At 64.9% G+C, this 12,839-nt stretch carries 11 protein-coding genes and 2 pseudogenes; 5 read left to right on the forward strand and 8 right to left on the reverse strand.

All coding sequences use genetic code 11. The features are described 5' to 3' along the window. Positions 1-133: pseudogene (gene glyA / locus AC2FNY_RS20840) on the reverse strand (serine hydroxymethyltransferase); the annotation flags it as partial. A 168-nt stretch (positions 134-301) separates the two neighbouring features. On the opposite strand from glyA, the gene AC2FNY_RS20845 reads away from it, so the two are divergent. Further along, positions 302-1,063: an NAD kinase gene (locus tag AC2FNY_RS20845; RefSeq protein WP_234138819.1), complete on the forward strand. Its 762-nt coding sequence runs from the start codon at positions 302-304 to the stop codon at positions 1,061-1,063. Positions 1,064-1,343: 280 nt separating this feature from the next. On the opposite strand, the gene AC2FNY_RS20850 is transcribed toward AC2FNY_RS20845, so the two are convergent. The 7 genes from AC2FNY_RS20850 to AC2FNY_RS20880 all read right to left on the reverse strand — a co-directional run bounded on the left by AC2FNY_RS20850 (position 1,344) and on the right by AC2FNY_RS20880 (position 9,423). Continuing rightward, complete coding sequence (locus tag AC2FNY_RS20850; RefSeq protein ID WP_496803632.1) at positions 1,344-2,774, reverse strand: amidase family protein; 1,431 nt, start codon at positions 2,772-2,774, stop codon at positions 1,344-1,346. Between the two features lie 75 nt (positions 2,775-2,849). Then, a complete protein-coding gene (locus AC2FNY_RS20855) occupies positions 2,850-3,425 on the reverse strand; it encodes an SCO family protein (protein ID WP_234138821.1) in 576 nt (191 codons plus the stop codon). Continuing rightward, complete coding sequence (locus AC2FNY_RS20860; RefSeq protein ID WP_496803633.1) at positions 3,425-3,985, reverse strand: hypothetical protein; 561 nt, start codon at positions 3,983-3,985, stop codon at positions 3,425-3,427. Before AC2FNY_RS20860 ends, AC2FNY_RS20855 begins: the two co-directional genes overlap by 1 nt. Then, entirely contained in the window at positions 3,982-4,437 is a 456-nt protein-coding gene (locus tag AC2FNY_RS20865; RefSeq protein ID WP_496803634.1) for a hypothetical protein, read from the reverse strand. Before AC2FNY_RS20865 ends, AC2FNY_RS20860 begins: the two co-directional genes overlap by 4 nt. Before the next feature lie 171 nt (positions 4,438-4,608). After that, a complete protein-coding gene (gene prpE, locus AC2FNY_RS20870) occupies positions 4,609-6,498 on the reverse strand; it encodes a propionate-CoA ligase PrpE (RefSeq protein ID WP_496803635.1) in 1,890 nt (629 codons plus the stop codon). Positions 6,499-6,722: 224 nt separating this feature from the next. Further along, positions 6,723-7,112: a GFA family protein gene (locus AC2FNY_RS20875; RefSeq protein ID WP_234138825.1), complete on the reverse strand. Its 390-nt coding sequence runs from the start codon at positions 7,110-7,112 to the stop codon at positions 6,723-6,725. 37 nt (positions 7,113-7,149) lie between these two features. After that, the gene (locus tag AC2FNY_RS20880) at positions 7,150-9,423 is read right to left on the reverse strand and encodes an NADP-dependent malic enzyme (RefSeq protein WP_496803636.1); all 2,274 of its coding nucleotides are present in this window, start codon (positions 9,421-9,423) and stop codon (positions 7,150-7,152) included. Between the two features lie 144 nt (positions 9,424-9,567). Between AC2FNY_RS20880 and AC2FNY_RS20885 the strand changes: the two genes are divergently transcribed. From AC2FNY_RS20885 to AC2FNY_RS20900, 4 genes and pseudogenes are all read left to right on the forward strand, one after another. Further along, a complete protein-coding gene (locus tag AC2FNY_RS20885; protein ID WP_496803637.1) occupies positions 9,568-10,653 on the forward strand; it encodes a cupin domain-containing protein in 1,086 nt (361 codons plus the stop codon). A 117-nt stretch (positions 10,654-10,770) separates the two neighbouring features. Continuing rightward, positions 10,771-11,187, forward strand: coding sequence for a cytidine deaminase (locus AC2FNY_RS20890; RefSeq protein ID WP_496803638.1), 417 nt, complete (start codon positions 10,771-10,773; stop codon positions 11,185-11,187). 3 nt (positions 11,188-11,190) lie between these two features. After that, positions 11,191-12,501 (forward strand): thymidine phosphorylase, encoded by a 1,311-nt coding sequence (locus tag AC2FNY_RS20895; RefSeq protein ID WP_496803639.1) that lies wholly within the window; start codon positions 11,191-11,193, stop codon positions 12,499-12,501. Then, positions 12,498-12,839 (forward strand): annotated as a pseudogene (locus tag AC2FNY_RS20900) (phosphopentomutase); the annotation flags it as partial. The gene AC2FNY_RS20895 and the pseudogene AC2FNY_RS20900, both read left to right, overlap by 4 nt.

The raw sequence follows: 12,839 nt of genomic DNA on the forward strand, positions 1-12,839 counted from the left end.
TGTTTTCCGACGCGATCAGCTCGATCTCGTCGCGCTGGCGCCCCAGCTCGGAGGTGATCGCCCCGAACAGCTCGGGATCACGCTCCGAAAGCGCCTCTGTGAAAAATCCGGTATCCTGGTGGCTCGCGTTCATGACAGCTCCGCATGAGAAGGGTCGATTTCCGCGATTTCCTATCGGAAACCGGGGCAACGCAAAAGGCTGTAAAGCGACGAATTGGCCAACTGCGGCGTCAAGTCTGGCCACTGGGGGAAAGGTGTGCTTGTTTCGGAACCGAATGCGCAGCACCGGAAACCTCGATAGATGCCCAAAAGAATCGCCTTTCTCGCCAGCGACGCGCCGGTGGCCCAGACCGCGCGTGCCGCGTTGATTGGCCGCTACGGCAACGTGGCCCCCCGCGACGCCGAGGTGATCGTCGCACTGGGCGGGGATGGCTACATGCTGCGCACCCTGCACAGCACCCAGCACCTGGATGTACCGGTCTATGGCATGAACCGGGGCACCATCGGCTTTCTGATGAACGAATATGCCGAGACCAACCTGTTGGAAAGGCTAGCCGCGGCCGAGGAGGAGATCATCAATCCGCTGTCGATGACCGCGATGGATCAGGCGGGACAGGTACATCGGGCGCTGGCGATCAACGAGGTCTCGCTGCTGCGCGCGGGGCCACAGGCCGCGCGGCTGAAAATCTCGGTCGATGGGCGCCTGCGACTGGCTGAACTGGTTTGCGACGGTGCGCTGGTGGCAACGCCGGCGGGGTCAACCGCATATAACTACTCGGCGCATGGGCCAATTTTGCCGATCGGGTCGGACGTGTTGGCGCTGACCGCCATCGCGGCATTTCGGCCGCGCCGCTGGCGTGGTGCCTTGCTGCCCAAAACCGCCAAGGTCCGGTTCGATGTGGTGGACGCGGACAAGCGTCCGGTCATGGCCGATGCCGATTCAACCTCGATCCCGGATATCGCTTGGGTCGAGATTCAGTCCGAACCGACAATCAGCCACCGGATCCTGTTCGACCCTGGCCATGGGCTGGAAGAGCGCCTCATTTCCGAACAATTCACCTGAACCTGTGGGTGTTTACGAATATTTCGCAGTTATGTGACCAACTTCACAGGAAAGTGCGCGACACTCTGGCAAGCTCGATCTTGCCGATACTACACGTGAGGCGGAGGTGAGTGGCCACTTCACGTTGCGTGTTGGGACGAGTTCGCGTGGTATGAAGAGGACGTAGGTTCAACGCCTGCTTCCACCCTATCCAACGACCGTCAATTTTGAATGACGAGAGGGCCCCGGGCTGCGGCGAACGCCGCGCCCGGGGTCAATTCGCAAAGATAGCTTCGCCCCTTTATCGCATCTGCGCCCACAAATGCGGCGCCATGCGACCTACGCGCGCCTCGATCGCGGCGGCGGCATCCACCGCCATATCCTCGCGCCAGCGGCGGGCGGTGATCTGCACGTTGATCGGTTGCGGCCCCTTCGGCAGAGCCGCCAAGCGCGACGGCAGACAGGCGGCAGGCAGGCCCATGAAGTTCATCGAATAGGACCAGACCGCGGCGCCCAGAACCTCGTGCACGCCCTCGGCGCCCTCGGTGTCGCGGTCGGGACCAAAGAAGGGCTGCGGCAGGAACGGACCCAGCACCAGGGGATATTGCTCCAGGAACAGCGACCATTCGCGGGCGTAATGGCTGCGCTGCGCCATCACCTGCAACAGTTCGGTACCGTGAAAGGGCGGGAATTCCTGGAAATAGACCTCGAAGATGTCGCGCACGGTCTGCGAGCCATAGGCATCGACATCCGCTTTCATCAGCGCCCAGACCTCGCCCATCAGCGCGCGATAGCCCGCGCGCCCGGCCTCGAACGCATCGGGGGTCTCGACCTCTTCGACCAGATAACCGGCATCGCGCAACGCGTCGCGGGCGGTGTCCAGCGCCGCCTCGACCTCGGGATGCAGGTCATAGCCATAGGTCGCCTTGGTAAAGGCCACGCGGATCGGCCCTTCGGCCGGGGCGCCGCGCCAGGGCAGGGGCACGTGGAACGGGTCGCGCGGATCGGGGGCGATCAGGCTGGGCATGGCCAGGTGCAGATCGGCGGCCGAGCGGGTGATCAGCCCTTGCACCGACATGGATTGCGCCAGCATGCCACGCTCGGCCTTCTGGCTGGGGTTCCAGGCGGGCACCCGGCCCAGACCGGGTTTCACGGTGACGGCGCCGTTGGCCGCCGCCGGAAACCGCAGCGAGCCGCCGATATCGTTGCCATGCGCCAGTGCGCCGATCCCCGCCATCACCGCCGATCCGGCCCCGCCCGAAGAGCCGCCGGGCGAGATATGCCGTCCCCAGGGGTTATGGGTCCGGCCATAAAGCGGGTTGTCGGTATCGGCACGGAACGAGAATTCGGGCGTATTGGTGCGCCCGATCACCACCGCGCCCGCGTTCTGAAGATTGCGGACTACCGGTGCGTCACCGGGGGCAATCATGTCCTTGAGCGCGGTGACGCCATTGGTGGTGGCGTATCCGGTCTGATCCACATTGACCTTGATGGTCACCGGGACCCCGTGCAGCGGCCCGCAGGCTGCGCCCGCCGCGCGGGCCTTGTCCAGTTCCGCCGCGCGGGCCATCGCCGCCTCGGCACAGCTGTCGACCACGGCGTTCAGGCCGGGGTTCACCGTCTGCATCCGCTCGATGGCGACACCGACCGCCTGTTGGGCGCTCAGCGCGCCGCTTGTGGTTTGTTCCGCGATCTGGGTCGCGTCCAATTGCCAAAGCGCTGTTTCTGTCATGTCCGGGGCCTCCTGCGGGCAGGTTAGGCGCCCCTTCGCCCAAAGGCCACGCCCGGAACCAAAGGTGACGCTAGGTCATGACCCCTCGCTGCCGAGGTATTTGCGTGCCAGTTCCACCACCCGGTCCGAGCTGAGGATGGGCGGGAACAGGCTCAGCACCTCGCCCTTGGCATCCAGCAGATAGACAAAGGCGCCGTGGGTATAGACGGGCCCGTATTCGGGGTCGACATAGGCCAATTCGCGCTCGACCGAATAGGCGTCATAGGCGGCCTGCAACTCGGCCTCGGACCCGGTCAGGCCGATGAAGTCCGGGTGATACCGCGCCAGGGGCGCGTTCATCTCGCCGGGGCGGTCGCGTTCGGGGTCGACCGTGATCATGACCGGGGTGACGGGGATGCCGGCATCGGCCAGCCGGTCCACCGCGTCGGCCATCATCGGCATCGCCGCCGAGCAGATGCCGGGGCAGGTGGCATAGCCAAAGAACAGAAGCTGCCCATGCCCCTGTGGATCGGCCTGGCTGCGCCTTGCGCCGTTCTGGTCGGTCAGCTCGAACGGACCGCCCACGTCAAAGGGCAGCGGCGCGTTGCCCGCCTGCGCGGGAGCCGCCAGAACGGCCCCCATCAGCAGGGTGGCCCCAAGCAGGCCGCGCATCAGAACCACTCCTTGATAAAGGCCTCGTCCACCTCCAGACCCAGACCCAGATAGCCCTTGTCCTCGATATGGTCGAGAATGCGGGGATCGCGGCGGAACCAGGGACCCTTGCCGGTGGCCTCGGGGTTCTCTTCCTCCCAGACCTTGGTAAAGCGGTTGGCCTTTTCCCATTCGCCGCCGGGCAGGCGGATCATTTGCACCTGATAGACATGTTTGGCGCCCAGATCCGGGTCGTCGATCAACAGCCCGTCCACCTCGACCGTCTGGCCGCAATAAGGGGCCAGATCGGCGGCGGCGCCCGAGAAGACCGGTTGCCCGTTCTTGAGCGGCAGGACCATCACGTTATCGGCGCTGCGCAACAGGCCCAGCTGCCGCTTGCCCGCGCCGCAATCGGTAGGGCAGTCACCGGTCAGCTCACACAGCAGATCGACCACCTTGGCCTCGAAAAAGGCGGGCTGTTCGGCATAGAGGTTCCAGGGCTTGGCGGTCGACCCGGCCGAGAAATCCTGGGCGAGGGCGGGGCTGGCCAAGAGGGCCAATGCAAGCGAGAGGCGCTTCATTCCTTGGGCTCCGGAATGGCGAAGCCGGGCACGGGGCCATAGTCTTCGTGATTGAGGTTGGTGATATCGAGATCGCTGATCACCTGATCGACGATCAGGTAATTGATGCCGTCGCGCTGGTAATGCATCCCGTCCGCCTCGACCGTGTGCGAGGCGAGGCGAAGTGCGGTATCGCCCCCGGCCAGCTGGTCGTCCTGTTCGATCTTGAGCACCATGTAGATGGTGCCGTCCTCGGCCTGCAAGCCGACCGGGATGCCGCCCGCCGAGCACCACAGGGCGCAGGTATGATGGGCCGAGCCGACCACCGCCTCGGGGCCGCCCATGACACCGGAATAATAGCACCAGGTGTCGATCAGTTCTCCGGTGACCTGGATGCGGTGCCCTTCGCTTGCCAGGGCGGGCAAGGCGGGCAGGGCGGCGGAATAGGCCAGTGCGGTCAGGAATGCACGCATGGGTAACCTCGTCAGTTGCAGCGATTGCGGTCAGGGTAGAAACCCACCCAGAGTCTGGCAATCGCAGGGGCGATGACGGGCGATCACAAGCTGTTGGGCAGATGCGATGCGGGCAACGAAAAAGGCGCCACCCGCGGGGGGCGGCGCCTGTTCTTGCGGTCGCGCTTGGGGTTACTTGGCGTAGCCCAGCGATTGCAATGCTGTCTTGATCTCGTCCAGAATGGCCGGGTCGTCGATGGTGGCGGGCATCTTGTACTCCTTGCCATCGGCGATCGAGACCATGGTGCCGCGCAGGATCTTGCCCGATCGGGTCTTGGGCAGGCGGTCGACCACCACGGCCAGTTTAAAGGCCGCGACGGGTCCGATCTTGTCGCGCACCAGCTTGACCACCTCTTTCACCACATCCCCGTGGTCGCGGTCACAGCCGTTGTTGAGGCAGAGGAAGCCCAGCGGCATCTGACCCTTGAGATCGTCGCTGACGCCGATCACCGCGCATTCGGCCACGTCCTCGTGGCTGGCCAGCACTTCCTCCATGCCGCCGGTGGACAGGCGGTGGCCCGCGACGTTGATCACGTCATCGGTGCGCGCCATGATATAGAGATACCCGTCCTCGTCGATCATGCCGGCATCGCCGGTTTCGTAATAGCCGGGGAAATGCTCCAGATAGGATTTCCTGAACCGCGCCTCGGCATTCCAAAGGCCCGGCAGGGTGCCCGGCGGCAGCGGCAGTTTCACCGCGATGGCGCCCAGCTCGCCGGGTTTCATCTGGTGGCCGCCTTCGTCCAGGATCTGCACGTCATAGCCGGGCATCGCCTTGGCAGGAGAGCCCAACTTGACCGGCAGTTCCTCGATCCCCAGCGGGTTCCCGGCAATGGCCCAACCGGTTTCGGTCTGCCACCAGTGGTCGATCACCGGCACACCCAGCGCCTTTTGCGCCCACACGATGGTGTCCGGATCGGCCCGTTCGCCCGCCAGGTACAGCGCCTTAAGGCAGCTCAGGTCGTATTTCGCCAGCATCTCGCCCTTGGGATCCTCGCGCTTGACGGCGCGGATCGCGGTGGGGGCGGTGAAGAAGCTCTTGACCTTGTGCTCGGAAATCACCCGCCAGAAGGTCCCCGCATCGGGGGTGCCCACGGGCTTGCCCTCGAACACGATCGTGGTGTTGCCATGGATCAGCGGGCCATAGCAGATATAGCTGTGGCCCACGACCCAGCCCACATCGGATGCCGCCCAGAACACATCGCCCGGATCGACGTTATAGATGTTCTTCATCGTCCAGTTCAGCGCCACCAGATGGCCAGCGGTCGGGCGCAGCACGCCCTTGGGCGCGCCGGTGGTGCCCGAAGTATAGAGAATATAGGCCGGATGGTTGCCCTCGACCGGCACGCATTCGGCCGGTTCGACACCATACTGGAACCCGTGCCAGTTGTAGTCGCGCCCCTCGACCAGTTGGGCCACTTCCTGCTCGCGCTGGAAGATCACACAGAAATCGGGCTTGTGTTTCGCCATGTCGATGGCGCCGTCGAGGAGGGGCTTGTAATGCACCACGCGGCCCGGCTCCAACCCGCAGGATGCGGCGATGATCGCCTTGGGCTGGGCGTCGTCGATGCGCACGGCCAGTTCGTTGGCGGCAAACCCGCCGAACACCACCGAATGCACGGCGCCCAGACGGGCGCAGGCCAGCATCGCCTCCAGAGCCTCGGGGATCATCGGCATGTAGATGATGACGCGGTCACCCTTTTCCACACCCTTGGCGCGCAGGGCACCGGCCAGCATGGCTACGCGGTTGCGTAGCTCGACATAGGAAATCTGCCGCTTGGTATGGGTAATCGGGCTGTCGTAGATGATCGCGGTCTGCTCACCTCGCCCGGCCTCGACATGGCGGTCGACCGCGTTCCAGCAGGTGTTGACCTTGGCATCGGTGAACCATTCATAGAGCGGCGCGTTGCTGTCATCGAGCGCACGGCTGGGCGCCTCGACCCAGTCGATGCTCTTGGCGGCCTCCATCCAGAAGGCTTCGGGATCGCTCTTCCAGCTCTCGTAAACGTCCTGATATGCCATGGCGTCCTCCTCACGTTCGGCTGGCTGGTGTGTTAGGCATAGCGGCGCCACCGGGCAAGCCGGACAAAGGACGTCGCGTCACATTATCGCAAGAAATTTGCAGAGATTGCCTGATCGGGTCTGCAAATTTTTGCAAAGCCGCTTTTCTTGTCTGGTTTGCCGGAAAATTTGAGCCTCTTTGCAAAGTTGCAAATGATTGATCTGCAAAGGTGCCGGAATCGCTCTTAGTCGGTCGTGCGGTCGAAGCGACGCAGATCGTCCTGCAAGTTCAGCCAGGGAAGTCGCGCGGCATGAAAGACGTGAAACCGGGGTGGGAGCACCGACGGGTCCTCCAGCGTTGCGGTATAAAGATGGATGTTCACGCGATCATCGGCGTTGCGATAGGCCATCTGGGTGCCGCAGGTGCCGCAGAACAGCCTCTCGACCCGATTTGATGAACGATAGATGCGCGGGGTATCGCCGCTCCACACAACGCTCTGATGCGGGAGCCCGAAAAACGCAGTGACCGGCGCGGCGCAATTGCGGCGGCAATCGGCACAGTGGCAATAACAGCTCCACGCGACGTCACCGTCGCTCTGCCAGCGCACCGCGCCGCAATGGCAATGTCCCTTCATTGCGGTTCTCCCTGTTGGCGGCAAGACGCCACCGGGATCAACCGTAGTGAGCGACCGGGGTTCCGGCAATGGCCGCCATGTTCAAAAGCCCGCGCGCGGTGATCGAGGGGGTCACGATATGCGCCTTGTTGCCCATGCCCATCAGGATCGGCCCAACCTCGATTCCGCCCGCTTTCATCTTGAGCACGTTGCGTACGCCGCTGGCCGCATCCGCATGGGCAAAGATCAACACGTTCGCCGCCCCATGCAGTCGTGAATTGGGAAAGATGCGCTGGCGCAGTTCAGGGTCCAGCGCGCTGTCGAGGTTCATCTCGCCCTCATAGACAAAGTCACGCGGTTGGCTGTCCAATATCTCGATCGCCTGCCGCAACCGCAGGCCCGAGCCTTCGGCCTGGTTGCCGAATTGCGATTGCGAGCAAAAGGCGATTTGCGGTTCGATGCCGAAGCGGCGCACATGACGCGCAGCACCCAGCGTGATCTCGGCCAGCTCCTCGGGGCTGGGGCGGCTGCGCACATGGGTATCGGCAATGAACAGCGGCCCGTCTTCCAGGATCATCAGCGACAGCGCGCCATGCGGGCGCAGGTCATGGGTGCCCAGTACCTGCTGCACATAGTTCAGGTGCCAGCGATATTCGCCGAAGGTACCGCAGATAAGGCTGTCGGCCTCGCCCCGATGCACCATGATGGCGCCGATGGCGGTGGTGTTGGTGCGCATGATCGCCTTGGCCAGATCCGGGGTGACACCGCGCCGCTGCATCAGTTGGTGATAAGAGGTCCAGTAATCGTAATAGCGCGGGTCGTTTTCCGGGTTCACGATCTGGAAATCCTGGCCAGGGCGCACCGACAGGCCCAGCTTTTCACAACGCGCCTCGATCACTTCGGGGCGGCCGATCAGGATCGGGGTCTCGGTGGTCTCTTCCAGAATGGCCTGTGCCGCGCGCAGAACGCGCTCGTCCTCGCCCTCGGCAAAGACCAGCCGCCGCGCTGCCTTGGCCGCCGCCTCGAACACCGGGCGCATCAGCAGGGCGGATTTGAACACGCTCTGGTTCAGCTTCTGCCGATAGGCTTCCAGATCGGCGATCGGGCGGCGCGCGACGCCGCTCTCCATCGCGGCGCGCGCCACGGCAGAGGAGACGACCCCAACAAGGCGTGGGTCAAAGGGTTTGGGGATCAGGTAATCGGCCCCGAATGTCAGCTGCTCGCCCTGATAGGCTGCCGCCGCCTCGGCGCTGGTGGTGATGCGGGCGAGTTCCGCGATGCCTTCGACACAGGCGATCTGCATGGCGTCGTTGATCTCGGTGGCGCCCACATCCAGCGCCCCGCGAAAGATGAAGGGAAAGCACAGGACGTTGTTGACCTGGTTCGGGAAGTCGCTGCGCCCGGTGGCGATGATCGCATCCGGGGCCACCGCGCGCGCCGCGTCGGGCAGGATCTCGGGCGTGGGGTTGGCCAGCGCAAAGATGATCGGACGTTTCGCCATGCGCGCCACCATCCCGGGCTTCAGCACGTTGGGCCCGCTGAGGCCAAGGAACAGATCGGCCCCCTCGATCACATCGTCCAGCGTGCGCAGATCGGTGGCTTGGGCAAAACACGCCTTTTGCGGGTTCATGTCCTCGGCGCGCCCCTCATAGACCAGCCCGTGAATATCGCAGAGCCAGATATTCTCACGCTTCACGCCCAGTTTCAGCAGCATGTTCAGGCAGGCGATTCCCGCGGCGCCCCCCCCGGTCGAAACGATCTTGATATCCTCGAACGCCTTGCCCGCCACATGCAGCGCGTTGCGCGCAGCGGCGCCCACCACGATTGCGGTCCCATGCTGATCGTCGTGAAAGACGGGGATGTTCATCCGCTCGCGGCACAGTTTCTCGACGATGAAACAGTCGGGCGCCTTGATGTCTTCCAGGTTGATGGCTCCGAAAGTCGGCTCGAGCGCACAGACGATATCGGCCAGTTTCTCCGGGTCGCTCTCGTTCACCTCAAGGTCGAAACAGTCGATGCCCGCGAATTTCTTGAACAGGACCGCCTTGCCTTCCATCACCGGTTTGCTGGCCAGCGCGCCGATATTGCCGAGCCCGAGCACCGCGGTGCCGTTGGACACCACCGCCACCAGGTTGCCGCGCGCGGTATAGGCCTCGGCATGGGCGGCGTTATCCTTGATCTCCAGACAGGCCTCGGCCACGCCGGGCGAATAGGCGCGGGCCAGATCGCGGCCGTTGGCCATGGGTTTGGTGGCCCGAATCTCCAGCTTTCCGGGCTTGGGAAAGGCGTGGTAATCAAGCGCCGCCTGGCGCTGGCTGGGCTGGTCGGACATCTCGGAAAATCCTCCTCGGGGAACTAGTTTAGCATTAAACTAAATTTGACGTGGGGGAAACCGGGATTTTTGCGCAACAAGGTCGCAGCCCCGCTTGCCAAAGCGGGACACTGCCGCCACTCTCGCTCCGCGAGGGAGGGACCGATGACCGACACCATAGCCGAGATGCGCCTGCCGACGCAGGAATTGCGCGACGACATCCCCTTTTATACCAAGGTTCTGGGCATGCGGATGGACATGATCTATCCCGCCGACGACCCGCGCATCGCGGTGTTCTCGGGCCACGGCCTGCGCCTGCGCATCGAAAAAGGCGCGCCCGAAGCGCCCGGCACCCTGCGCATCCTCACCGATGACCCGGACGGATTCGCCGATGGCCAGCGCCGCCTGACCGCGCCCAATGGCACGCGGATCGAGATCGAGGAACGCCACCCGCCATTGGTGATGCCGCAGACCGAACACACATTCGTGGTGCGCCGGCTCAAGGATCAGGCGCCCTGGATCATCGGGCGGGCCGGCATGCATTACCGCGATCTGGTGCCCTCGCGCCTGGGCGGCTCGATCATCGCCAGCCATATCCGCATCCCCGACGGCGGGCCGGTGCCTGACATGGTGCATTTCCACCGGGTCGGCTTTCAGCTCATCTTCTGCATTCATGGCTGGGTCGATGTGGTCTACGAGGATCAGGGCGACAAGATGCGCCTGATCGCCGGGGATTGCTTCATCCAGCCGCCCGAGATTCGCCACCGCGTGCTCGAGGCCAGCGACAACGTGCAGGTGATCGAGATTGGCGTGCCGGCCGAGCATGTCACCGAGATCGACCACGAGATGACCCTGCCCACACCGCACCTGCGCCCCGACCGCGAGTGGCAGGGCCAGCGCTTTGTCTATAACCGCGCCGAGGGCGCCGAATGGTCCCCCTTCCGCCTGCCGGGCTATATCTGCCGTGACACCACCATCGCCGCCAACACCAAGGGCGTGGCCGGAGTGCAGGTGGTGCGCCGGGGGCAGGGTGTGCCGCAATGGGCGGCCCATGACACCGATATCCTCTTCACTTTCGTGATGAACGGCACCGTGACGCTCGAGGGCGAGGGGCGCGATCCGTACCCGCTGGAACAGGGCGACGCCTTCGTGATCCCGCCGGGCATGCGCACCCTCCTGTCCGACCCTTCCGACGATATCGAATTGCTCGAGGTCACCTTGCCCGGAACCTTCACCACCACACTGGGCTAAAGCTCCTTCATTCCGCCCAAAATACTCCGGGGGAGTCCGCAGGACGGGGGCAGCGCCCCCTTGCCCGGTGGTTCCTCTCGCGCGCGGGTGCGGGATAGGCTATGCATTTCCGACCAGATGATCAAAAACCGGGGAATCGCCATGAGCCTCAAATCCGCCGCCCTGACCGTTCGTGAAAACGCCCATGCGCCTTATTCCCGGTTCAAGGTGGGCGCGGCGATCCGGGCCGCCTCGGGCGCGCTCTATGCCGGTTGCAACGTGGAAAACATCGCCTATCCCGAAGGCACCTGCGCCGAAGCGGGCGCCATCGCTGCAATGGTTGCCGCGGGCGAAAGCCGCCTGACCGAGGTCTATGTGGTCGCCGATAGCCCGGCGCCGGTGCCGCCCTGCGGTGGCTGCCGACAGAAACTGGCTGAATTCGGGGATCCGGATGTGGTCGTGACCATGGCCAATCTCGATGGGATCGAAACCGCGATGACCATCGGTCAGCTCCTGCCCGGCGCCTTCGGCGCGGCCCATATGGACAAAAGCTGAACCATGGATGCACGTGCCATCATTGCCCGGCTCAGACGGCACGAGGTGCCCAGTGCGGCTGAGCTGGCCTGGTTTGCCCAGGGCCTTGCCGACGGTTCAGTCAGCGATGCCCAGGCAGGCGCCTTTGCCATGGGTGTTTGCATGGGGCGGCTTGGCCCCGAGGGGCGCGCGGCGCTGACGCTGGCCATGCGCGATACCGGCGATGTGCTCCACTGGGATTTCGTCGGGCCGGTGATCGACAAGCATTCCACCGGTGGCGTCGGTGATTGCGTCAGCCTGGTGCTGGCGCCCGCGCTGGCCGAATGTGGCGCCTATGTGCCGATGATCTCGGGCCGGGGGCTGGGCCATACCGGCGGCACGCTCGACAAGATGGAGGCGATCCCCGGCGTCACCACCCAGCTTGGGCCCGACCGGCTGGCGCAGGTGGTGCGCGACACCGGGGCCGCAATTGTCGGCGCCACCGCCCGCATCGCGCCCGCCGACAAGCGGCTCTATGCCATCCGCGATGTGACCGCCACGGTCGAAAGCCTCGATCTGATCACCGCCTCGATCCTGTCCAAGAAACTGGCCGCCAGCCCCGATGCGTTGGTTCTGGACGTGAAACTGGGCAGCGGCGCCTTCATGAAATCGCCGGACGAGGCGCGCGCGCTGGCCCTTGCCCTGACCGAGACCGCCAATGCCGCTGGCTGCCGGACCTCGGCCCTGATCACCGATATGAGCCAGCCGCTGGCGCCCAGCCTCGGCAATGCGCTTGAGGTGGGCGAGGTGATGCGGGTGCTGACCTGCGGTCACGCTGATGACCCGCTGGCACAGCTCTCGGCCGAGCTGGGCGGCGTGCTGCTCTCTGATGCAAGGCTGGCACCGGATGCGGTCAGCGGGGCCGCGCGCATTGCTGCCATCATCTCAGACGGTCGCGCGGCCGACCGCTTTGGTCGCATGATCGCGGCTGTCGGCGGGCCGGTGCAATTTGTCGAGAACTGGCAGCGGTTCCTGCCCGAGGCAACCGTGATCCGCGAGGTTCCCGCCCGCGCGTCAGGCTATGTCACCGCCATCGACGGCGAGGCGCTGGGCCTTGCCGTGGTGGCGTTGGGCGGCGGGCGGCAGGTCGAGACCGATGTTGTTGACCCGGCGGTTGGCCTGTCACGGGTGATCCGGCTGGGCACAGCGGTTAACCCAAGCACCCCGCTCGCCACCATCCACGCCGCAAGGCAAGAGGCGGCAGAGGCCGCCGAGGCCACCCTGCGCGCGGCGATCACCATCGGGCCAGAGCCGGTGGCCGCGCCACCGCTTATCCATGAAAGGATCACGCCATGACCCGTGCCTTTCTGGTGGTGATGGATTCGGTCGGCATCGGCGGTGCGCCGGATGCCGATACTTTCTTTAACGGCGACCGCCCCGATACCGGCGCCAACACGCTGGCCCATATCGCCCAGGCCTGCGCGCGTGGCGCGGCGGAAGAGGGGCGCAGCGGCCCGCTGCATCTGCCCCATCTCGACCGGCTGGGCCTGGGCGCGGCGACCCGGCTGGCTTCGGGCACGGCCACGCCGGGGCTGGCGGCGGACCCAATCGGCCTCTGGGGCTGCGCGCGCGAACACAGCCGGGGCAAGGACACGCCGTCGGGCCATTGGGAGCTGGCGGGCCTGCCGGTGCCG

The sequence above is a fragment of the Ruegeria sp. BHSC223 genome (assembly GCF_059613025.1).